Raw genomic sequence first — 22,118 nt, 5'->3', positions numbered from 1 at the left:
GCATGCCTCACCCTCCGGGATCGCGGGACGACCTCTCCGGCGGTGCTCCCGCCCTCGATCCGCTCGCGCTCTTCCGCCGCATGGCGTCCGGCGTGCCCGCCTACCGCGACTTCCTCGAGGCGCGCGGCATCGATCCCGGGCTGATCACTTCGCTCACCCGAGTGCCACTCATGAGCAAAGACAATTACCACCTTTCGTACGATCTACCGTCGCGCTGTCACGGCGGCACGCTGACCAGTGGTGACGTGGTGGCGGTCTCGTCGGGATCGTCCGGCAGGCCGACGGTGTGGCCCCGGTCGATCGCCGACGAGCAGGCCGTCACCGCCCGCTTCGAACAGGTCTTCGCCGACGGCTTCCAGGCGGGCTCGCGGAGCACGCTGGCGGTCGTCTGTTTCGCCCTCGGCAACTGGGTGGGCGGGATGTACACGACCGCCGCCTGCCGTCACCTGGCCGCGAAGGGGTACCCCCTCACGGTGGCGACGCCCGGCAACGACGTGCCCGAGATCCTGCGTGTGGTGGCCGAGCTCGGCCCGTACTTCGACCAGGTGGTCCTCCTCGGCTATCCCCCCTTCCTCAAGAACGTCATCGACGCGGGCACCGACTGGGCGCCCTATCACCTCAAGCTCGTCCTGGCCGGCGAGGTCTTCAGCGAACAGTGGCGTGACCTCGTCGGCGCCCGGGCCGCCATCCGCGACGTGACCACGGACGTGGCCTCGCTCTACGGCACCGCCGACGCCGGCGTCCTGGGCAACGAGACCCCGCTCAGCGTCCGGATCCGACGCTTCCTGGCCGCCAATCCGGCCGTGGCGCAGACCCTTTTCGGCGAGTCCCGCCTGCCGACGCTGGTCCAGTACGACCCCCGCACGCGCTTCTTCGAATCGATCCCCTCCCTTCCCGATCCGTCCCCGTCGCCCGCGCCGCCTGCGCCGTCCGGGCAGCCTGCGTCGTCCGGGCAGCCTGCGTCGTCCGGGCAGCCCGCGGCTGCCGGCACCTCGACGGTGGACTCCGCGGCGACGGAGACCGAGTCGCCCTCGTCGCCTGACACGCCGATGGTGGCGTCGGCCGCGGACGGTTCCGCTGCGGGCGGTGCCGTGTCGCCCGATTTTTCCTCGCCGGCCGGCACGCCGACGCTCGCCTTCACGGCGGATGGTGCGGTGCCGCTCATGCGGTACCACATCGCCGACGAAGGTGGGCTTGTCTCGCATGCCGACCTCGTCGCCCTGTGCCGGGCGCACGGCTTCGAGCCCGGGGAAGGGCCTGAGCTGCCCTTCGTCTGGGTGTTCGGCCGGTCGCTCTTCACCGTCTCATTCTTCGGCGCGAACGTGTATCCGGAGAACGTGACCGTCGGGCTGGAACGTCCCTCGGTGGCCGATCGGGTGACCGGCAAGTTCGTCCTGAGCAGCGTGGAGACCGAGGACCGGGACAGGCGTCTGCGCGTCGTCGTCGAGCTGGCCCCGGGCGTCGCTGCCTCCACCGCGCTGGCGGAGACAGTGGCCACCTCGATCCGGGCCGAGTTGCTCCGGCTCAACAGCGAGTTCGCCCACTACGTCCCCGAGGCCTATCAACTGCCCGAGATCGAACTGCGCCCCGCCGGCGACCCGGAACACTTTCCGCCGGGCGTGAAGCATCGATACACCCGGCGCTAGCGGCCACGCTCGGTCATGGGTGCGGAGAGGACTCCGGACGCGTTGTGCATGCCGATAAGCGTCTCCTTCCCTCTCGGCGAATAGGACAGTGCCGGTGAAACGCCAGCACAGCCATCCTCCCCGCGCCGCCACTGACCCGCTAAGTGCGAAATCGCGCCCGTTCCTTCGCCATCTGCAACGCTGACGCAGCGTTACAGCGCACCACGGCATGTCAAAAATTTTGTACATCGGTGCTACGCTCGTGCCTGTCAAAGATTCTTTACATGACAGAGGGCTGGAGCCGTGTCGTACGAGGAGAAACGGTCGTGGATCCGCCTGGGCGCCGCTGTCGTCGCCTATGGGGTCTATCTGGTGATCGTTGTCGGTCGGGGGATCGGGCAGCCAGCGGGCGGGATGGCGTACGCATGGGTCTTGATCCTCTCGGCGGTGGCGGCGATCGTCGCCTCGGCCGGGCTGGAGATCGCCCTGGCTGCGCGGACGCCCCGGGATGGACGCGGCGGTGACGAGCGGGACCGCGAGATCGGACGGCTCGGCGACCGGGTCGGGCAGGCGTTCGTGGTGATCGGTGGGCTCGCCGGGATGGTCCTGGCCATGACCGAAACGGATCGGTTCTGGACCGCCAACGTCATCTATCTCGGCTTTGCCCTGTCGGCGATCGTCGGCGGAGTGGCCAAGGTCGTCGTCTACCGCGTGGGCATGCCGCGATGGTGAGGCCGCGTGGGCGTGCCGCAGTGATGAGGCCGCGTGGGAGGCCACCCGGGCATGCCGCGATGGTGAGACCGCGTGCGCGCGCTGCGGTGATGACGCCTGATGAGGCGTCGCAATGGTGAAGCCGACGCTCGTCACCAATCGGATCCGGGCGCTGCGATCGGCGCAGGGCGAGATGACCCAGGCCGAGCTCGCCGAGCGCGTCGGTGTGACGCGGCAGACGCTGATCGCCATCGAACAGAGTAGATATTCGCCGTCCCTCGAGGTCGCGTTCAAGATCGCGAGAGTGTTCGGCGTTCCGCTCGACGACGTCTTCCAATACCCCGGGGAGTCACAGTGAAGGCCATCGCATCAGACCGATACGGATCAGCCGAGAACCTGGCGCTCCGGGACGTCGACGTGCCGCGGATCGGCGCCGGCGAGGTGCTCGTGGAGGTGCACGCGGCGGGCGTCGACCCGGGCGTGTGGATCATGATGACGGGGCGTCCGCTCGCGGTGCGGCTCGCCTCCGGGATCAGGCGCCCGCGCAACCCGGTGCTCGGCAGGGCGGTCGCCGGCGTGGTGAGTGCGGTCGGCGACGGCGTCACCCGGTTCCGGCCCGGCGACGAGGTGTACGGCACGGCCGAGAGCGGGACGTTCGCCCAGTTCACGCGGGCCCGCGAGCGGCGGCTGGCGCGGATGCCGGCGAATCTGACGTTCGATCAGGCGGCCGCCGTGCCGATCTCCGCGGTCACCGCCTTGAAGGCTGTCAAGGATGCGCGGGTGCGGGCCGGCCAGCGCGTTCTCGTGATCGGCGCGGGCGGCGGCGTCGGCAGCTACGCCGTCCAGCTGGTCAAGCAGCGCGGCGCCCTGCCGACCGGCGTCTGCGGTCCCTCCAAGGTCAGCCTGGTGCGGTCGCTCGGGGCCGTCGAGGTGATCGATTACAGTCAGCGCGAGATCGACTCGTCGGGTGTTCACCACCACGCGATCATCGACACCGCCGGGAATCGCCCGCTGTCGCTGCTGCGCCGGGTGATCACGCCGGACGGGGTGATCGCGCTGGTCGGCGGCGGCCACGCGAAGGGCGCCGTGCTCGGCGGCTTCGGCCGGCAGATGGCGGCGCCGCTGATCTCGCCGTTCGGGCGGGCGCGGCTCGCCGGCGTCACCGCGCGGGAGCACCACGCCGATCTCGACGAACTGACCCGGCTGCTGGAGGCGGGGGAGATCACGCCGGTGGTCGGGCGCACGTATGAGCTGGCGGAGGCGGCCGACGCGATGCGCTATCTGGAGGAGGGGCACGCCACCGGAAAGATCATTGTTTCGGTACGCCGGTAGTCTGCGCCGATGCCTCTTCACGCGAATGGCGCGGGTCGCCGGGACGGCTCCGAGCCCGCCGATTCCGAGGATGACGCGCAGACGGGCGGGACCATGCACGGCTGGATCCGGCGCGCGAACGTGGGGCCGTTCCTCGAGTCGATCGCCGAGCTGATCCGATTCGGTCTCGATCTCGACGCGGCGACGGCCGGCTTGAACGACTCCGACGCGGATGAGAACCGCTGGCTGACGGTAGTCATGGCGGGGGAGCAGCGGGTCGAGCTGCACCTCGCCGCGGCGGAGGAGGAGGCGGTGCTCGTCGACGTGGAGCTGGAGGGTCTGGACGACGCCCTCCAGCTCCGGATCGCCCTGCTGACCGATCTCTGCTGTTCCTACATCCTGACGCCGGCGGAATGAGGAACCGGGACTGAGAGATCACGCCCGCGCGGCGATCCGCGCCAGATCCAGTCCGGTGTCGAGGGCGCCGTACTCCAGACTCCGATCCGCCCCCAGCCGCGCCGCCACGAACCCGTCCGCCACCGCCGCCGGCGCCTCCCTGATCAGCACCGCCGCCTGCAGGCCGAGCGCCAGCGCCTCCACGACCCGGCGGGCGTGACCTGCGGCCGAGCCCGGATCGCGGGCCACCCCGGCGACCAGCTTGCGGGTGGCGGTCACGTGCGCGTCGTAGGCCGGGTGCACGCCCCGCGCCGACGCCAGCTCCCGATCGACGGCCTCGACCGACGCCGGTTCGCGCGCCATGGCCCGGAGCACGTCCAGGGCGATCACGTTCCCCGAACCCTCCCAGACCGCCATGACCGGCTGTTCCCGATAGCGGCGCGCCAGCGGGAAACCCTCCGTGTAACCGTTTCCGCCGAGGCATTCCAGAGCCTCGTAGGCGTGGTTCGGGCCGCGTTTGCACACCCAGTACTTCGCCACCGCCGTCGCCAGCCGGCGGAAGGCGACATCCTCGTCCGACGAACCGTCGTAGGCGGCCGCCAACCGCAGCGCCGTCCAGGTCGCCGCCTCCGCCTCCAGTTGCAGATCGGCGATGACCGCCGTCATTGCCGGCTGGTCGATCAGCAGCGCGCCGAATGCGCTGCGGTGCCGCACGTGCCAGGCCGCCTCGGCGACCGACTGGCGCATTCCGGCGGCGCTGCCGAGAACGCAGTCGAGACGCGTCTGCGCCACCATTTCGATGATCGTCCGGACGCCGCGGCCCTGCTCACCGAGGAGCCAGCCGACGGTGCCGTCCAGTTCGATCTCGGAGGACGCGTTCGACTTGTTGCCGAGTTTGTCCTTGAGGCGCTGGATGCGGAACACGTTGCGGGAACCGTCCGGGAGCACCCGCGGAACGAGGAAACAACTGAGCCCGCCGGGCGCCTGCGCCAGCACCAGGAACGCGTCCGACTGGGGGGCCGAACAGAACCACTTGTGACCGGTCAGCCGCCAGGTCCCGTCACCCGACGAAGAGGCGCGAGTGCTGTTCGCCCGTACATCTGAACCGCCCTGTTTCTCGGTCATCGCCATGCCGAACAATGCGGAGGCCTTGGCCTCCCGCAATTGCGGGTCGTAGACCCGCGAATACACCCGGGGAAGCCATTCCGACGCCAGCGAGGGCGTGAATCGCAGCGACGGGACGACCGCGTGCGTCATGCTCACCGGGCAGGCGTGACCCGGTTCGACCTGCGCGAACAGCATGAAGGTCGCGGCCCGGGCCACGTGCGCGCCCGCCCTCGGCTCGGACCAGCAGCTCGTGTGCGCGCCGTGCTCGACGGCGGCGCCGATGATGCGGTGATAGCCCGGGTGGAACGCCACCTCGTCGACCCGGTTGCCCCACCGGTCGTGACTGGAAAAGATCGGCGGGTTGACGTTGGCGAGCTCGGCGTCGCGCTGGAAGTCGGCTTGCCCCACCAGCGCGCCGACCTCGGTCAGGCGCGCGGTCGCCCACTGCGCGTCGTAGCGCTTCACGGCCTCGGTCAAAGCCGGGTTGACCAGGTATTCGTTGAGATCGGCCCGCGGCGGCGCCTGGTTGAGGACCTCGTGTGTCACGATCGCTCCTTAGGAGAGCAGGAAGGCGAGCTGCTGCCGTGCCGCTTCCGCGGCGGCAGCGCGCGCGGCACGCAGGGCGGTCTGGTCACGCTCCAGGCGTGACGGCAAAGGATCATTCGTACGGGGGGTCAGCGCGACGGTCGACACCCCGTGGCAGCGGCCGTCCCGTACCTGTTGAAGGGTTTCCCGATAGCGGTGCGGACGCCCGCGATAGGCGGCCGCGAGCTCCGGATTGAGGCGCCGCAGGTAGCGCTCGGCCACCACGTCGGTGGCGCCGTAGGCGGGCTGCGTGCCGGGCGGCCGGGTCGCGAGCACGATCGCGTGGGTCGCGCCGAGCGACGCCGCGGTCAGCACCGGCACGGCCTCGACGATCCCGCCGTCGAGCCAGCGCCGGCCACGCAGCGTCACCGGTTCGCCGGCCAGCATCGGCAGCAGGCCGGACGCGTGGATGCTGCCGATCAGGTCGGCGCGATCGGCGAAATCGGTCAGCGCCGCGGCCCGGCCGGTGTCCACGTCGGTGGCGACCATGGCGAGCCGGTTCCGCCACGGCGATGCGGCGGCGGCGCTCACGCCGAAGAGCTCGTCGACCCGGCCGACGATCCGGGCGCCGTCGATGACCGGGCGGCCGCGCGCGATCCGCCGCACGTCGATGAACTCGGGGGAGGAGAAGACCTCGGCGTACGAGTCGGCCATCGCGCTCGCGTTGCCTACGGCGAGGGCGGCCGCGTTCACGGCGCCTGCGGACGTGCCGACGATCAGGTCGATCGTGGGGAGGACGCCCTCCTGCTCGAGGACGGCGGCCATCGCGGCGGAGACGATGCCGCGCATGCCACCACCCTCGACGACGAGGGCCACCGTGGCGCCGTCGTCGAGGTTCCCGGTGCGGCGCCTCTCGAGCAGCACCTCATGGACGGTCGGCTGCCGAGGGAGGCGGCGTGCGGCTGCGGGTGACTTATCCGAAAAATCGGGCGAGAAGGTAGTACGCGCGGGGGAGGAGGAAGATGGGGAAGGAGGAGAAGGCGCCGCGATGGTCCCCTGCGCTACGGCCACGAGCGTGGCGACCCCCTCCTCGTCGATCGTGTGGAGCTCGCAGCGGCATGCCGCCCGCCGCCCCGACGAGCTGAGCACCATGCCGTGCGCCCGCAGGGTGACACCCCGCGCCGGCGCCAGATAGTCGATGGACAGCCCCGACGTCACGACATCGGGGCCGAGGGCGGCCCCGCCCGCGAACGCGAGAGCGGTGTCCGCGGCGTAGGCGATGATGCCGCCGTGCACGGCCCCGTGATGGTTGGTGATCTCCGGACGGACGTCAAGTTCGACCACGGCGCTGCCCTCGCCGAACGACACGAGCCGGGTGCCGAGCATCCGCGTGACCGACTGGTCGGCGAGGACGCGCCGGGCGACGGCGAGGGACGGCGTCATCGGCCCACCCCCGGCGTCCGGAAGCAGAACAAGACGGCGAGGGACGGCGTCATCGGGCCACCCCCAGCGCCCGGAAGCAGAACAACCGGATCCCGTCGATCACGTCGGACTGCTCGGCCGGCGACGGCTGCGGGCTCTCCGGCCGGATCCACCCGACCAGGGCCTCCGACACGGCACCCATCACGGCGGAGGCGGCGAGCCGCGCGTCCTGCGGCACGAACTCCCCGCGCCCCAGCCCGTCCCGGATGATCTGCTCGCCGATCTCGGTGTAGGACCGCCGGTAGACCAGCCGCTCCTCCTCGACGACCGGGCTGACCGGCTCGAACAGCAGCGCCCACGCCATTCGCCGGCCCTGCAGCGCCCGCCCGCTGAAGATCCGCACCAGCTCGCCGATGCGGTCGCTCGCCTGCTGCCCGCTGTCCGCCACCGCCTCCCGCACGATGTCGATCTCGTGGTTCGCGGCGCTGCGGAACACCTCGGCGAGCAGCCGGTCGCGGCTGTCGAAATACGAGTACACCGACCCGACGCTGGCCGAGCACCGCGCCGCGATGGCGGCGACGGTGGCCGCCTTGAACCCGTCGGCGGCGACCAGCCCTCGCGCGGCGCGCAGCAGCGACTCCCGCTTCTCCGATGCGTTCTTCCTGGTCAGTGCGGTCTGCCGATACGGCATCCTGCCGACCCCCAAGCTATGAATCCGGATTCAACCCAACCCAAGGATTGAACCACGGTTCAGAACAAGCGGGAAGTCCCGCGCTTTCTACAGCGGCACCCGCGCCGCCGCCCACAGTTCGGCGATCCGGCCGGCCGGGACCGGACGGGAGTAGAGGTAGCCCTGCCCGTACTCGTAGCCCAGCTTCTTGATCAGGTCCTGCTGCTCCTCGGTCTCGATGCCCTCGGCCACCGAGGAGAACTCGAGGGCCTGCGCCATCTGGCTGACCGCCGTGGCGACGGCCGACTGCCGGCCCACCGTGGTGATCGACTCGACGAAGGAGCGGTCCAGCTTCAGTGAGGTGACCGGGGTGGTGAGCAGCAGGCCGAGCGACGACGCGGCGGTGCCGAAGTCGTCGAGGGCCAGCTTCACGCCGAGCGCGCGGAGCCCGATCAGGGCCTGGTTCGACTCCTCGTCGTCGAGGACGGCCGTCTCGGTCACCTCGATGGTGAGGTTGCCGGCGGGCAGGCCGGTCTCGGCGAGCACGGCGGCCACGTCCGCCACGAACCCGGGGGTGCGCAGCTGGCGGCCGGCCACGTTGACGCCGACCGACATGTGGGCGGCCTCCGGCTCGGTGAGCTGCCACGCGGCGCCCTGCCGGCACGCCGTACGCAGCGCCCACAGGCCGATCGGCACGATCTGGCCGGTCCGCTCGGCGAGCGGGATGAACTCGACCGGCGGCACCGTGCCGCGGGTCGGGTGGTTCCAGCGGATCAGCGACTCGACACCGGTGATCCGGCCGTCGGCCAGGCGCACGATGGGCTGGTAGACGAGGGAGAACTCCTCGTTCTCGATGGCCTGGGCCATCTCCCGGATCAGGACCGCCTCGGCGTTGATCCGGGCGCCCATCTCGTCGGTGTAGTGCACCCAGATGCCCTTGCCCCGGCGCTTCGCCTCGTACATGGCGATGTCGGCGGTGCTGAGCAGCGCGGACGGCTCGTCGCCGGGCTGCGCCGGGGCGATGCCGATGCTGGCCCGGGTCACCACGGTGTGCTGCTGGATCTCCAGCGGCACGGCGAGCCGGCGCTGGATCTCCTCGGCGATCAGGGCGGCGTCGTCCGGGCCGGCGCCGGGCAGCAGGATGGCGAACTCGTCGCCGCCCTGCCGGGACACCAGGTCACCGGGGCGGACGGCGGCGCGCAGCCGCTCGGCGACCGCGACCAGCAGGGTGTCGCCGGCCGCGTGCCCCATCGTGTCGTTGATCTCCTTGAAGTCGTCGAGGTCGATGTGCAGCATCGACGACCCGGGGGTCAGCAGGCGGGGGATCTCCTCGCTGAAGTGGGTGCGGTTGGCGAGCAGGGTGAGCGCGTCGGTCGCGTTCGCGGCGTCGAGCCGGCCGATCAGCTGCATGTTGTCGTGGAACGCGACGAGCTGGCGCCCGGCGACCAGGCAGGTGATCACGACGACGCCGACGGTGGCGCCGACGAGCTGGGAGGTCGCGGTGTCCGGGAGCATCAGGAAGAACACCACGAACGTCACGGCGATCATGCCGTACGGGAGCAGGCTGTACGGCCGGCGCTTCGGCGCGTCCTGGATCGCCCCGATACGGATCAGCACGACCTGGATCCAGGGTCCGATCGCGATGAGGACGGAAGGGAGCAGCCTGATGACGAAGACGTACGCATGCTCGGTGCCCTGAAAATCGCCCGGCAGGAACGTGCTGACGCCCTGGACCATCGCGGCACTGACCATCGGCCAGGCGGCGATCCGCGCCATCGGGGGCGACTTGATCAGCGCGACCTTGGTGGCGGAGAAGGTGGCGACGAGCACGAGCGCGGCGGTCACGCTGGCGTTGACCCGGTCGACGTGCACGCTGGCGATCGGATTGAACGCGAAGCACCAGGCCACCACGCCGCCGCCGACCAGCACGGTGGTGGCGTCGAGCCAGAAGACGAACCGCTCGCGGCGGCTGCGCAGCCCCTGCGGGAAGATCAGGCAGGCGATGACGTTGCTGCTCATCCCGATCGCGAAGAACACCGTCTGCACGCTGCCGCCGGTCAGCGACGGGGTGCCGGGCGCGAGCAGGGTGGTCAGGAAGTGGTAGGTGTCGCCCACTGTGAAGGATGCGCCGGCGAAGGCGATCATCGACCAGAAGCGGCGGTAGCGGACGTGCGCGAGACCGCGCAGACGCCAGCCGCCGAGCGCGAGAGCGGCGTCGAGCGGGACCTGGACGCCCCAGTAGATCCGTGTCTGCGCGTCGGCGTTCCCGGCGAAGACGAAGAACAGTCCGGAACCGATCAGGGTGATCCCGAGCAGGGTCAGCAGGACGGGATCACGTCTCAGGCTGGCGAAGGGGCGCACGTGATGTCACATCGGTCCGGCCTTTCCGATTCAAAGCGTTTGCCGCACCGCAACGGTGGTGCAGTCGGGTTGCCGGTTGGCCGGCCGATGCCTCAGTAGTCGGCCCAGCCCGGCCAGCTGCGGCGGACCTGCGGGGCCTGCCGCGCGCTGCGGGGCCAGAGACGGATGCGGTATTCCTCGTCGTCGCCGTCCCCCTCGCCGAGCGGGGCGAAGCCGCGGCCCGAGATGCGGGCGCGGTAGGGACCGGCCGGCACCTCGGGCACCACGTCGTCGTCGCCGGCCGTGGTGCGGACCGCGAGGCCGTCGCCGGGGACGTCGAGATCGATGTCGACCTCGTGGTCCCACGTGTCGTCGACCATCTCGGCGGCCCACAGCTCGACGGTGATCGGGGTGCCGGCCGAGTCCTCGGCCGGGGTGGCGACCGCGACGACGCCGCCGGCCGTGCCGACGAAGCGGCCGGACGCGACGGCCTCGTCGAAGGCGCGTTCCAGCGCGTCCGGGTCGCCGTCGCCGCCGAGGTGGAACTGGCCGTTCTCGACGGGGACGCTCAGCGTCCGTACGGCTATGGGGTCCACGGAACTCCTCCAAACCGGTGTGCCGGGCGGGGGCGGCCCACCCGGCACACGATCGGTCGTCAACGCTGGATGGTGACGATGCCCGAGGTCAGCGCCCGCGGATCGGCCACGTCGACGTCGTAGCCGGCGCCGCGCTGGTTGTCATAGACCGTCACCGAGCCGGGGTAGCTGCCGGTCGTCAGATCCCAGACCACCATACGGAAGCGGTCGGGTTCGTCGTACCCGTAGAAGACGAAGCCGTGCCGGCGCCCGTCGACGAGCCCGGTCCCCTTCGCGGCGATCCTGCGGTCCGGGGTGACGACCAGCCACTCCAGGCTGGCGTCGCCGACCGTGCCGAAGCGGAACCCGGCGTCGTTGAGCCAGGCCCGGGCCTCGCCGGTCGGCACCCGGTCGTTGTAGTACCGGGCCGCGAGGTGGAAGTACCCGTCCCCGGACGCGGCGCCGTAGGAGCCGGCCGGCGACGGCACCGAGCCGTTCGCGTTGACGAACCCGGCCGCCGGGTCGTAGACCACGATCATCACCGAGGCGCTGTCGCTCGCGCCGTCGTCGTCGGTCACCGCGACGTTCAGCGTGAACATGCCGGCCCGGGTGAAGCGATGGGTCCGCCCGCAGGACCCGGCGCTCGCGCCGTAGGAGTCGTCGGTGCCGTCGTCCCAGCCGATCGCGCAGGTGTGCGTGTCGTTCGCGCCGGCGTCGGTGAACGTGGCGTCGACGGTCACCGTGTCACCGACCTTGAACAGCTGCCACGGGTCCGGGCCGTTCAGCGTCAGCACCGGCGGCGCGTTGCCGACCGTGACGGTCGTGTCGTCGCTGACCGCCTCGTCCGAGCCGTCGTCCGAGGTCAGCGTCGCGGTGAAGACGCCGTCGTCGGCGCAGGTCACGTACGTGGTGGCCGCGTGCGCGTCGGCGAACGAGCAGGGTCCGTCGATCGTCCAGGTCAGCGAGTCCTCCTCGGCGGCGTCGCCGGAGCCGTCCAGGTAGATCTGCGAGCCCTCGACCCCGGACACGTCCGGGCCGGCGTCGACGACCGCGCCACCGGGCGTCGGGAACGGCCCGCCACCGCTGATGATCTCCACCCAGAACCTGTCCCGGTCGTGCAGGATCCGGTCGGCCTGGTAGTAGCCGCCGAGCCGGCTGCCGGCCCGCCGGTTCTTGCCGCGGTCCAGCGCGCGCACCGAGAAGTCCCAGTCCGGGCTGGCCGCGCCCTCCTTGGTGGACCGGAACGGGTACTCGTCGCAGTCCTGCCCGCTGACCGGCCGCGTCGGCAGCCCGAGCCCCGCGTAGAGGGCTGCGTGCGGGCCCCGGCCGTAGCAGGCGCCGTTCTTGTGATCGCGGTTGTCGTTGTACTGCGTGCTGTGCTTGGAGATCCGGTGCAGCGGCTGCTCGTCCGGATCACCGACGAACTTGCCGGGGATCACCTTGTCCCGGACCGGCGACACGAGCGGGAAGGTGTTGTTCGGGTTGTCCTGCGCCTCCTTGATGTGCTCGGCCACCACGTCGACGCCGGGGTCGCTGGTCGAGTACGTCAGATGCGGCACCACGTTGTAGAACACGCACGCCTCGGGCTGACCGCTGAAGTAGGTGGCCGAGTCGCAGCGGATCGTCCGCAACGCGGAGTAGCCGGGATCGACCGTCCGGAACTCGTCGGCCGGGCCGCTCTCGAACGACAGCCGCCACTCGTGCATCCACGCGAAGTCACCGGGGTTCTCGCTCGCCGACGGCTTCGCCGAGGTGATGTCCCAGTGGTTCCAGTCCGGGCCCTCGTCCCACTCCTCGAAGGTGTGCATCTCCGGGCCGGGGCTGAGCCCGCAGCGCAGGTCCTCGAGGCCGTTGTTGCGGCATTCGACGTCGACCATGAGGTTCTGGTCCGGCGCCTTCAGCCGGTTGTCGATGAAGCCCCAATCGTACGAGGCGCTGTCCGCGACGGTTCGGAAGAACACCCGGATCGTCCGGCCGGTGTGGCTGCCGTACGCCACCACCTCGACGTCGATCGTGCTGGTGCCCTCCTCCTCGATCGGGACACCCTTGTTGTCGATCTCCCAGTACTCGACCTCCACCGTACGTTTGACGCAGTAGAGGAATCGGTTGTGCACCCGGCCGGCGACCGTGTTCGCGCCGCTCGCGCCGAGGCAGTCGCTCACGTCATTCGGGAGCGGCGTGGTCGGCAGGTCCACCGCGGCGGCGCGGGCGCCGGTACGCGGCTGCAGCTCCGGGTCGACCGTCTCCGACCCCCGGTAGGACAGCTGGTCCTCCTCGACGGCGCGCTCGAGCGCGTTCCGCTCCATCTCCTCCTGGGTGAAGGGCTTGCCCGCGGCCGGCTCCTGCTTGCTGACCTTCGCGCCGTGGCCGGAGCCGACCTTGATGCTCTCGGCTGCCGGTTCGCCGGTGCTCTCGGATGCCGGTTCGCCGGTGGAGGGCGCCGGCGGCGGATCGGCGAGCGCCGGCGTCGGCGACGCCACGACCAGCAGGAACGCGGCGGCGATTGTGGCGATTCTGCTCCTGGACTGTCGATGCATGGATCCCCCGTGGGTCCGCATTACAGTGATGTAGATCTATGGCACGGCGGAGTCTACGGGTTTGGGAGCGCGCCCATAAGGCCATTCCTTATCCCGGTCTTAGCGATCACGCAGCGCGCCCATAGCCGTCTCCCGGCGATCGTGGTCACGTCATCACGAACCGGGAGGTTTTCGAAATGCTCAAGAAGTCCGCGGTGGTCCTGGCCGCCGGCACGCTCGCCGCTCTCGGCATCACCGGCACGGCGCTGGCGATGGACACGCCCAGTCCTTCAGCGCCGGGCCCGTCCACCTCGGTGACGGTGGGCCCATCCAGCGCCGCGCCGTCCAGCGCCGGCTCCGCGTCGACCGGCAGCACCACCGAGATCACCGAGGCCCGGGCGCGGGAGATCGCCCTCGGCGCCGTGCCGGGTGGCGTGGTCGAGGACGACGTCGAGCGCGAGACCGAGAACGGCCGGCAGATCTGGGACGTGGAGGTGCAGGCCGGCGCCACCGAGCACGACCTCGACATCGACGCCACGACCGGCGAGATCCTCCGCAACGACGCCGAGCAGGACGACGACAACGACGACGACGCGGACGACCAGGACGACGACGCCGATGACAAGGACGACGACAACGACGACGACTGACGCTTGACGATCGGCCGTGGGTTCCCGACCAACGGCCGCTTTTTTGGGTACGAGGACCGCTCGCGTACCGTGTGCGCGAGGTGGGGGACCAGGGTGACCGAGGCGCTGGGGTACCGGGGTCGGCGACGTCCTGCTGCTCTCGGCCGAGCCGATCGAGATCGAGGTGGTCGAGCGGCGGTCAGTCGCCGGGGGAGACCAGGATCTCGGGCTGGCCGTTCACGCATTCGAGGTCGACGTCGAGGATCACGGCCGGGTTGTCGACCGAGCGGAATTCGCCCTCGTCGTCGTCCTGTTCGCCGATCGACCAGCCCTGGGCCGGGGCCATCGAGATGATGCGGGTGCAGTCGGCCACGACGAGGCCGCCCTCGGTGGTGAAGGAACGGCCGGCCGGTGGTGGTGAGGACGACGCCGGCGATGTCGGGGCGGCGGGTGTGGACGGCGACGAGACCCCTGGTGACGGGGAGGTGAGGGCACGCAGCTCACGGCGTACCTGATCCTCGGTCATCGGGGTCGCCTGGCGCTCGGTGAGACCGCTGCCGACCAGGTTGATGCCGACGACGCCGACCAGGACCGCCAGGACTACGGCGACCAGCCAGCCCGCCGCGATGAGAGACCTTCGCACCACTGAACTATGCGACGGCCACGGCTAAGCCGAGCACCGGGACACGATAAGAGAAGGTTAAGGAGTCGCGGTCCGCCCCGGAATGCCGGATACGGTGCAGCCGTGGCCAGACTCCTGCTCATCGAGGACGACCCCGCGATCCGGGGCACCCTGCTGCGCGCGCTGCGCGAGCGGGGACACGCGGTGGCCGCCTCCCCGGCCGCGATGGACGGCCTGCAGACCGCCCTCGCGGAACGACCGGATCTGATCGTGCTCGACCTCGGGCTGCCCGATCTCGACGGCCGGGAGCTGCTGCGCATGCTGCGGGCCGTCAGCGCCATCCCGGTGATCATCGCGACCGCCCGGGACGAGGAGACCGAGATGGTACGGCTTCTCGACGCCGGCGCTGATGATTATGTGGTGAAGCCGTTCACGGCGGCGCAGCTCGACGCGCGGATCCGGGCGGTGCTGCGCCGCGGCGCCGGGCCCGCCGAGAGCCCGGTGCTGACCGTCGGCGGGCTGGCGATCGACGTCGCGGCGCGGACGGTCACCCTGGACGGCGCGAACGTGGAGCTCAGCCCGCGCGAGTTCGACCTGCTGCACCACCTCGCGCAGCGCCCCGGCCAGGTGGTGACCAAGCGTGACCTGCTCAGCGAGGTGTGGCAGGTTCCGTACGGCGGCGCCGACAAGACGGTCGACGTGCACCTGTCGTGGCTGCGCCGCAAGCTCGGCGAGACCGCGCAGGAGCCGCGCTACCTGCACACCGTCCGCGGGGTCGGCGTCAAACTGAGCAGCCCGTCGTGAGGGCGCGGCTCGCCCTGCTCGTGGCCGGCACCACGGTGCTGGTCCTGCTGGCGTTCCTGGTGCCGCTCGCCGTGCTGGTCCGCGACTTCGCCGAGGACCGGGCCCTGAGCCGGGCCGCCGACGTGGTGCAGACGATCGTCCCGCTCGTCGGCGACGTCGACGGGCTGCGGTTGTCGGTGACTGCTCAACCCGTACCCGTGACCGTTTTTTATCCCGATGGGAGCGTGATCGGCGCGGCCGCCGCGCCCACCCCGGCGGTCCGGCTCGCCGAAGCGCGCGGCCGTGCGCTGAGCGTGACCACCGACGAGGGCCGCGAACTGGTCGTGCCGGTGGTCGGCTCGGGCGGCACCACGGTGGTCCGCACCCTGGTCACCGAGTCCGAACTCACCCATGGGGTGACGCGCGCGTGGCTGACCCTGGCGGCGCTCGGGCTCGCGCTGGTGCTGCTCGGGCTGCTGATGGCCGACCGGCTGGCTCGCGCGATCACCAAGCCGATCAGCGACCTGTCCGAAACATCCCATCGGCTGGCGAACGCCGAGCTGACCGCCCGCGCCGATCCGTCCGGGCCGCGCGAACTGCGCGAGGTCGCCGGGGCGCTCAACCATCTGGCCGGGCGCATCCAGGAGCTGCTCGCCGCGGAGCGCGAGCAGATCGCCGATCTTTCGCACCGATTGCGTACGCCGTTGACGGCGCTGCGCCTCGAAGCGGAGTCCCTGCGCGACCCGGACGAGTCGGCCCGGGTCGCCGCCGCGGCCGACGACGTGGCGCGAGCGGTCACCGCGGTGATCAAGCAGGCCCGCCGCCGGGACGCCGTGCCCGCGGCCGCCTCCTGCGACGCCGCCGCGGTGGTCCGGGACCGGGTCGCGTTCTGGCAGGTGCTGGCCGAGGACACCGGTCGTGACCTGCGGCGGTCGCTGCCGGACGGGCCGGTGCCGGCCGGCGTGGCGGCGGACGATCTGGGGGCGGCGCTGGACGCGCTGCTCGGGAACGTCTTCGCGCACACGCCGGACGGGACGGCATTCTCGGTCTCGCTGTCGCCGCCGGCGCCGGTCGGCGGCAGTGCTGCTCCCGGCGTTTCCGGTCGTGCTCCCGGCGCTTCCGGTCGTTCTTCCGGCGCTGCTTCCGGCGGTGCTTCCGGTCGTGCTCCCGGCGCTGCTTCCGGGGGTGCGATTCTCGTCGTCGCCGATGAGGGGCCCGGCTTTCCGGAGTCGGCGGCCCGGCGCGGGGTGTCGGCGGGCGGTTCGACCGGGCTGGGACTGGACATCGCGCGGCGGGTGGCGCGCTCCTTCGAGGTGGGCTCGGCGGACGGCGGCGGGGCCGTGGTGCGGCTCGAGCTGCTATAGGTCCTTGGCCATGTTCCGGCCGGTCTCGGCGAAGCCCAACTGCTCGTAGAGCGCCCGGGCCCCGGTGTTGTGCGCGAAGACGTGCAGACCGATGCGGGTCAGCGCGTTCTCGCGGCACCAGCGTTCGCCGGCCAGCATGATGGCGCGGCCGTACCCCAGGCGGCGCAGGCCCTCCTCGACGGCGACGTTGTAGATGAACGCCGTGTCGCGGGTGACCTTGATCCAGAGGAAGCCGACGCGGCGGTCGCCGTCGTAGGCGTACCAGAAATGGTGATCCTCGGTGGCGAACTCGTCAGGCAGCAGCCGCGCATAGGTCTCGGCAGCGTCCCGGGCCGCCTCCTGTGGATTCCGGCCCGACGCGGTGGCGCTCTCGGCGAAGTGGACCTCGGCCCCGGCCCGCCACGGCTTGTACTCGTCCTCGGTCATCGGCACCAGCCGCACGTCCGTCATGCCCGACAACCTATCGATCGCCGGTTCTGCGGTCCTTGCGCCCCTGCCGCGGTGTGCCGGCGGGCCTGTCACAGCGTGGTGGGTTGAGGTGCGCATTGCACCCGAACTCCACACGCTGGTGGAGCGCTGCCTCGTGGAGCAGGCCGGCCAGGGTGCCGCGCATGATCTCCACGTGCCGGGGCGAGATGCCGGCGGCTAGGTGCTCCGCGGGAGGCGGTGCTGGGCGCCGCGTGCGACACCCTGTTTGGTGGGCTTCACCCCGACGCCTCCCCGGCGGGATGAAGCCCTTGGTCCTGATGACTGGTGGGTTTCGGTCAGGCGGCGGCCGCTGTGGGCTCGTCGCCGGCGGATTCGGCTATTCGTGCGATCTTCTGGAGTGTGACCGCGGGGTCGGCGCTCGGGTCCGCGGCGAGTTCGGCCACCTCGCGCAGCAGATCCTGGTAGTCGGGACTGTTCGGGACTTTCTCGGCTATTCGCAGCAGGGCGGTGAGGTCGGCGATCGTGGTCCGCAGCCGGTCGGGATTGAGACCTCCGATCACGACCGGTTGCAGGTGGGGCTCCTCGGTGGTGCGCAGGATGCCCAGGCGGAACGCGATGGCGACCGCGTGCGCCTGGTCCCGTGCGCCCAGCTGCTGGTAGAGCGTCTTGAGCCGGGACTTGACGGTGTTCGGCGAGATGAACAATCGCGCCGCCGCCTCCCTGGCGGTCTCGCCTGTTGCCAGGGACTCGATGATCTCTTGCAGATGCGGCGCCAACACTGGCCTGATCGCAACGGGCCCAGCGTGGCTTCGATGCGCTTGCAGTGACATTCCCGCAATGTAGATCTTCAAAATCGTAATCGACCGTTGCCTATCGTGCCAGGTCGGGATACGTTTGGGAGCGCTCCCAATCCCCAGGAGAGGCTTCGTCCATGACCCGTTTCCCCCGTTTGCCCCTGGCTGCGGCCGCCGGTCTGCTGGTGGCCGCCGGTGCTGTCGGATTCGCCGGAAGTGCGGCGGCCGGCACGATCAGCGGCACGCTCTATCGTGAACCGGACACCTCCGTCGCCCGCTGGGTGGCGGCCAACCCGTCCGACTCCAGAATGCCGGTCATCCGCGACCGCGTCGCCAGCCAACCGGCCTCACATTGGCTGTCCAACTTCAACCAGTCGACGATCCGATCCGAAGTGTCCGGATATGTCAACGCCGCGAACGCCGCCGGGCAGATCCCGGTCCTCACCGTCTACGGCATCACCAACCGGGACTGCGGCGGCGCCAGCTCCGGGGGCGCGCCCGACCTCGGTCAGTATCAGACATGGATCTCCGGTGTGGCGTCGTCGCTCGGCAGCCGCACCGTCGTGATCATCCTCGAACCGGACTCGATCGCCCTGCAGACGTGCCTTTCCAGCGCCGACCTCGCGGCCAGGAACCAGGCTTTGCGTACGGCGGTACAGACGCTCAAATCGGGCAACGCCAACGCCAAGGTCTACCTGGACGCCGGGCACTCGGCGTGGAACAGCGCGGGGGAGCAGGCGAACCGGCTGATCGCGGCGGGTGTCGGGGACGCGGACGGCTTCTACACCAACGTCTCCAACTTCAACGCCACCAGCGCGGAGGCGGCGTACGGGCGGTCGATCATCAGCGCGCTGTCCGGGCAGGGCCACCCGGGCAAGCGGCAGGTCATCGACACCAGCCGCAACGGCGGCGCCAGCGGTGACTGGTGCGGCGACGACAACACCGACCGGCGGATCGGGCGCTACCCGACCGTCGACACCGGGGACGCGAACATCGACGGCTACCTGTGGGTGAAGCCGCCGGGCGAGGCGGACGGCTGCCGGTACGCGGCCGGGTCGTTCCAGCCGGACCTGGCGTACAGCCTGGCCAGCAGCGCGACCAACCCGCCGTCGCCGTCCGCGCCGCCGTCCTCACCGTCGTCGTCGCCCTCCTCGTCACCGTCGTCCTCACCCTCCTCGTCGCCGTCGTCATCCCCGTCCTCGTCGCCGTCCTCACCGACGCCGTCGTCGCCGAGCAGCCCGCCCGCGGGTGGGAAGACGTGCTCGGCCGCGTTCCGGGTCGCGGGTTCCTGGCAGGGCGGGTTCCAGGGCGAGGTCACCGTCACCGCGGGATCGTCGGCGATCGCCGGCTGGGCCGTCTCGTGGACCCTCGCGTCCGGGCAGTCGGTCACCCAGGCCTGGAACGGCACGGTGTCGACGTCCGGCTCCGCGGTCACCGTCCGCAACGTCTCCTGGAACGGCGCCCTGAACTCCGGGGGCACCGCGCAGTTCGGCTTCCTGGCGAACGGCGCGGCCTCCACGCCGGCCCTGAGCTGCACCGCCTCCTGATCCGAGCGGGTTCGACGGGCGTCCGGGCGGGCTCGCCAGGCATCTGAGCGGGCTCGCCCGGCGCCGTTCGACCGGAATCCAGTGAACGGGCGGCGGGCGAGGCGGTCCGTCGTACCCATGAAATGTCTTCTTCCGTTGCCCGGAAGAAGTTGACTATGGTGAATGCGTGGCGAGCGAGCGCATCGAGGGTCTGGCGGCCGTGCTCAGTGCCGTGCGGGCGGAGACCGGCGTGACGCAGCCGAAACTCGTCGAGCGCGTGGGGCTCGGGCGCAGTGTCGTGGCGCAGCGCGTCGCGGAGCTGGAACGGGCCGGGCTGATCGAGGGCGCCGGGCTCGGTCCGTCGTCGGGTGGGCGTGCGCCGCGGCGGCTGCGGCTGCGGGCGGAACGCGGCGTCGTCGTCGGGATCGACATCGGGCCCGCCGAGCTCGTCGTCGGGATCGCCGACCTGACCGGTGCCGTGCTCGCCACCCGGCAGCAGCGCGTCGACGTGGCCGGCGGCCCCGAAGCGGTGCTGACGCTCGCCGAGACCCTGGCCGCGGAGCTGTGCCGGGCGCGGCGGAGGCCGGTGTGGGCGGTCGGGGTGGGCGTACCCGGGCCGGTGGAATTCCGCACCGGGCTGCCGGTCGTTCCGCCGATCATGCCGGGCTGGGACCGCTACCCGATCCGTGACCGATTGCGTTCACGGTTCGGCGCGCCGGTGTGGGTGGACAACGACGTGAACCTGATGGCGCTCGGCGAACTGCACGCCGGATCGGGCACGGCCGGGCACATGCTCTACGTGCGGGCCGGGGTCGGTATCGGCGCGGCCATCGTCATGGACGGGCGGCTCTACCGGGGCGCCAACGGGTCGGCCGGCGACATCGGGCACGTCGCGATCCCCGAGGGCGACAACGTGATCTGCCGCTGCGGCAACATCGGCTGCCTCGAGGCGGTGGCCGGCGGCGTCACGACCTCCGACCCGGCGCGCGCCACCCTGATCGGCGGCACCCTCGCCACCCTGGTCAGCTTCTACAACCCGAACCTGCTGGTCCTCGGCGGCAGCCTGGCGCGGGGCGGCGCGCCGGTGCTCGGCGCCGTCCGCGAGGTCATCCACAAGCGGGCGCTGCCGCTCGCCACCCGCGACCTGCGCATCGAGCTGTCCAGCGTGCCCGAGGAGATCGCCGGGGTCACCGGCGCGATCGCCCTCGCGCTGGACGAGGTGTTCGCGCCGGTGAACCTGGAGGTCTGGCTCGCGGCCGGGTCGCCCGATCAGGTGCCGCAGAACGTCTGGTAGCAGGCGCCGAAACCCTCCGGGGCGGGCTCGGCGAAGCGTTCCAGGCCGGGGCGCTCGGTGAAGGGGTCGTCGATCGCCGTGATGAGTTGATCGATGTCGCCGGTTTCGAGGGCTTCCTCGACGAGGTGGTTGCGGGGGATGTACATCGGATTGATCCGCTTGAGCGACTCGATGTCGGGGTCGAGGGCTCGCCAGTCGTCGAGCCAGTCCTCGTCGTCGATCCGGTGGGGGAGATCGCGGAACGTCGAGGTGTAGTCGAGTCGCCGGTCGCGCATGTGGATCAGGAGGCGCTCGGCGATCTTCCGGATGTTTCCGTTATCGGTTCCGGCAGGCAGTCCCAGCTTGAGCCGCATGCCCTCCGTCCACGCCTCGTCGTAGGCCGGACCGAAGAGGTTCAGCGACTCGGTGGCCTGCTCGACGGCCTTCTCCTCGTCGTCGTCGAAGAGCGGCAGCATCGCCTCGGCCAGCCGGGCCAGATTCCAGTGCGCGACGGGCGGCTGATTTCCGTACGCATAACGCCCGCCCGAATCGATGGAACTGTAGACGGTCGAGGGCTCGAAGACGTCCAGGAAAGCGCAGGGCCCATAGTCGATCGTCTCGCCGGAGATCGTCATGTTGTCGGTGTTCATCACGCCGTGGATGAATCCCACGAGCATCCATTTCGCGACGAGCTCCGCCTGCGCCGCGACCACCATTTCGAAGAGTCTCCGGTATGGCCGATCGCTCTCGGCCGCCGCCGGGTGATGCCGCGCGATCGCGTGGTCGGCGAGCCGTTTCAGGAGGTCCCTGTCGCCGGTCGCGCGAGCGTATTGGAAACTGCCGACCCGCAGATGACTGGCCGCGACCCGGGCCAGAACGGCGCCCGGCAGATTCTCCTCCCGGCGCACCATCCGCCCGGTCGTGACCACGGCGAGCGACCGCGTCGTCGGGATGCCGAGCGCGTGCATGGCCCGGCTCACGACGTATTCCCGCAGCATCGGCCCGACCGCCGCGAGCCCGTCCCCGGCCCGCGCGAACGGCGTCTTGCCGGACCCTTTCAGGTGCAGATCCCGCAGATTCCCGGAAGTGTCGGTGAACTCGCCGACCAGCAGCGCCCGCCCGTCGCCGAGCCGGGGCGAATATCCGCCGAATTGATGGCCCGCATAGGCCTGTGCCACCGCGGTGGTCCCGCTGGGCGGCTCACTTCCGGTCAGCATTCGTACGCCGTCGGCGCTCCGCAACCATTCGGCGTCGAAACCGAGCTCCGCCGCCAGCGCGTCGTCGAGAACCAGGACCGCGGGGTCGGGGAAGTCGGCGCCCTTCCACGGGATCGCCATTTCCGGCAGTTCGCGCGCGAACCTGCTGTCAAAAGAGGGCATCTCCACCCGTCAACCCTACTCGCTGCCCGACCTGGTCCTCGCCGTCGCGGCATCCGCCCGGCGGTATGCGAAGCGGCGGCTTGCAACCATGGCCGACTCGGACGCCATGGCGCGGGGCCGG

The 22,118-nt window shown here is 70.9% G+C and carries 20 protein-coding genes; 10 read left to right on the top strand and 10 right to left on the bottom strand.

The window, feature by feature from the left end:
* Positions 1 to 2: 2 nt before the first annotated feature.
* The 5 genes from AB0G10_RS11770 (at position 3) to AB0G10_RS11750 (ending at position 4,064) form a co-directional block, all read left to right on the top strand.
* Positions 3 to 1,646 carry a phenylacetate--CoA ligase family protein gene (locus AB0G10_RS11770; protein WP_360918925.1) on the top strand — a complete coding sequence of 548 codons (1,644 nt, stop codon included), beginning with the start codon at positions 3 to 5 and terminating at the stop codon, positions 1,644 to 1,646.
* Between the two features lie 282 nt (positions 1,647 to 1,928).
* Positions 1,929 to 2,357, top strand: a complete 429-nt coding sequence (locus tag AB0G10_RS11765; RefSeq protein ID WP_360918923.1) for a hypothetical protein — start codon at positions 1,929 to 1,931, stop codon at positions 2,355 to 2,357.
* A 112-nt stretch (positions 2,358 to 2,469) separates the two neighbouring features.
* Positions 2,470 to 2,694 carry a helix-turn-helix transcriptional regulator gene (locus AB0G10_RS11760; protein ID WP_360918921.1) on the top strand — a complete coding sequence of 75 codons (225 nt, stop codon included), beginning with the start codon at positions 2,470 to 2,472 and terminating at the stop codon, positions 2,692 to 2,694.
* Positions 2,691 to 3,668 carry an NAD(P)-dependent alcohol dehydrogenase gene (locus tag AB0G10_RS11755; protein WP_360918919.1) on the top strand — a complete coding sequence of 326 codons (978 nt, stop codon included), beginning with the start codon at positions 2,691 to 2,693 and terminating at the stop codon, positions 3,666 to 3,668. Before AB0G10_RS11760 ends, AB0G10_RS11755 begins: the two co-directional genes overlap by 4 nt.
* Before the next feature lie 9 nt (positions 3,669 to 3,677).
* Complete coding sequence (locus tag AB0G10_RS11750) at positions 3,678 to 4,064, top strand: hypothetical protein (protein WP_360918917.1); 387 nt, start codon at positions 3,678 to 3,680, stop codon at positions 4,062 to 4,064.
* A gap of 18 nt (positions 4,065 to 4,082) precedes the next feature.
* Here AB0G10_RS11750 and AB0G10_RS11745 read toward each other — a convergent pair whose 3' ends face one another.
* From AB0G10_RS11745 to AB0G10_RS11720, 6 genes are all read right to left on the bottom strand, one after another.
* Positions 4,083 to 5,699, bottom strand: a complete 1,617-nt coding sequence (locus tag AB0G10_RS11745) for an acyl-CoA dehydrogenase family protein (protein ID WP_360920712.1) — start codon at positions 5,697 to 5,699, stop codon at positions 4,083 to 4,085.
* A gap of 6 nt (positions 5,700 to 5,705) precedes the next feature.
* A complete protein-coding gene (locus AB0G10_RS11740; protein WP_360918915.1) occupies positions 5,706 to 7,118 on the bottom strand; it encodes a patatin-like phospholipase family protein in 1,413 nt (470 codons plus the stop codon).
* Positions 7,119 to 7,167: 49 nt separating this feature from the next.
* On the bottom strand, positions 7,168 to 7,788 hold the full coding sequence (locus AB0G10_RS11735) for a TetR/AcrR family transcriptional regulator (protein ID WP_360918913.1): 621 nt from the start codon (positions 7,786 to 7,788) through the stop codon (positions 7,168 to 7,170).
* Positions 7,789 to 7,875: 87 nt separating this feature from the next.
* Positions 7,876 to 10,128, bottom strand: a complete 2,253-nt coding sequence (locus AB0G10_RS11730; RefSeq protein ID WP_360918911.1) for an EAL domain-containing protein — start codon at positions 10,126 to 10,128, stop codon at positions 7,876 to 7,878.
* A gap of 92 nt (positions 10,129 to 10,220) precedes the next feature.
* Positions 10,221 to 10,703, bottom strand: coding sequence for a hypothetical protein (locus AB0G10_RS11725; RefSeq protein ID WP_360918910.1), 483 nt, complete (start codon positions 10,701 to 10,703; stop codon positions 10,221 to 10,223).
* Positions 10,704 to 10,762: 59 nt separating this feature from the next.
* A complete protein-coding gene (locus AB0G10_RS11720; protein WP_360918908.1) occupies positions 10,763 to 13,219 on the bottom strand; it encodes a PKD domain-containing protein in 2,457 nt (818 codons plus the stop codon).
* A 176-nt stretch (positions 13,220 to 13,395) separates the two neighbouring features.
* On the opposite strand from AB0G10_RS11720, the gene AB0G10_RS11715 reads away from it, so the two are divergent.
* A complete protein-coding gene (locus tag AB0G10_RS11715; protein ID WP_360918906.1) occupies positions 13,396 to 13,848 on the top strand; it encodes a PepSY domain-containing protein in 453 nt (150 codons plus the stop codon).
* 178 nt (positions 13,849 to 14,026) lie between these two features.
* Here AB0G10_RS11715 and AB0G10_RS11710 read toward each other — a convergent pair whose 3' ends face one another.
* Positions 14,027 to 14,470: a hypothetical protein gene (locus AB0G10_RS11710; RefSeq protein ID WP_360918904.1), complete on the bottom strand. Its 444-nt coding sequence runs from the start codon at positions 14,468 to 14,470 to the stop codon at positions 14,027 to 14,029.
* A gap of 102 nt (positions 14,471 to 14,572) precedes the next feature.
* On the opposite strand from AB0G10_RS11710, the gene AB0G10_RS11705 reads away from it, so the two are divergent.
* Together AB0G10_RS11705 and AB0G10_RS11700 are read left to right on the top strand one after the other, a co-directional pair.
* Positions 14,573 to 15,253 (top strand): response regulator transcription factor, encoded by a 681-nt coding sequence (locus AB0G10_RS11705; protein ID WP_360918903.1) that lies wholly within the window; start codon positions 14,573 to 14,575, stop codon positions 15,251 to 15,253.
* Positions 15,250 to 16,596, top strand: coding sequence for a HAMP domain-containing sensor histidine kinase (locus AB0G10_RS11700; protein WP_360918901.1), 1,347 nt, complete (start codon positions 15,250 to 15,252; stop codon positions 16,594 to 16,596). Before AB0G10_RS11705 ends, AB0G10_RS11700 begins: the two co-directional genes overlap by 4 nt.
* Here the strand turns inward: AB0G10_RS11700 and AB0G10_RS11695 are convergent.
* A complete protein-coding gene (locus tag AB0G10_RS11695; protein WP_360918899.1) occupies positions 16,591 to 17,046 on the bottom strand; it encodes a GNAT family N-acetyltransferase in 456 nt (151 codons plus the stop codon). The two genes, AB0G10_RS11700 and AB0G10_RS11695, sit on opposite strands and share 6 nt — an antisense overlap.
* Before the next feature lie 314 nt (positions 17,047 to 17,360).
* Positions 17,361 to 17,804 carry a helix-turn-helix transcriptional regulator gene (locus AB0G10_RS11690; protein ID WP_360918897.1) on the bottom strand — a complete coding sequence of 148 codons (444 nt, stop codon included), beginning with the start codon at positions 17,802 to 17,804 and terminating at the stop codon, positions 17,361 to 17,363.
* 152 nt (positions 17,805 to 17,956) lie between these two features.
* Here AB0G10_RS11690 and AB0G10_RS11685 point away from each other — a divergent pair, with 152 nt between their 5' ends.
* A complete protein-coding gene (locus tag AB0G10_RS11685) occupies positions 17,957 to 19,366 on the top strand; it encodes a glycoside hydrolase family 6 protein (RefSeq protein WP_360918896.1) in 1,410 nt (469 codons plus the stop codon).
* Between the two features lie 166 nt (positions 19,367 to 19,532).
* A complete protein-coding gene (locus AB0G10_RS11680) occupies positions 19,533 to 20,639 on the top strand; it encodes an ROK family transcriptional regulator (RefSeq protein ID WP_360918894.1) in 1,107 nt (368 codons plus the stop codon).
* On the opposite strand, the gene AB0G10_RS11675 is transcribed toward AB0G10_RS11680, so the two are convergent.
* Complete coding sequence (locus AB0G10_RS11675; RefSeq protein WP_360920709.1) at positions 20,615 to 21,997, bottom strand: protein adenylyltransferase SelO family protein; 1,383 nt, start codon at positions 21,995 to 21,997, stop codon at positions 20,615 to 20,617. The two genes, AB0G10_RS11680 and AB0G10_RS11675, sit on opposite strands and share 25 nt — an antisense overlap.
* Positions 21,998 to 22,118 lie beyond the last annotated feature (121 nt).

It is taken from the genome of Actinoplanes sp. NPDC023714, assembly GCF_040639855.1.
Lineage (GTDB): Bacteria > Actinomycetota > Actinomycetes > Mycobacteriales > Micromonosporaceae > Actinoplanes.
The sequence above is the reverse complement of the archived record's forward strand: the minus strand, read 5'-3'. Positions and strand labels throughout refer to the sequence as shown.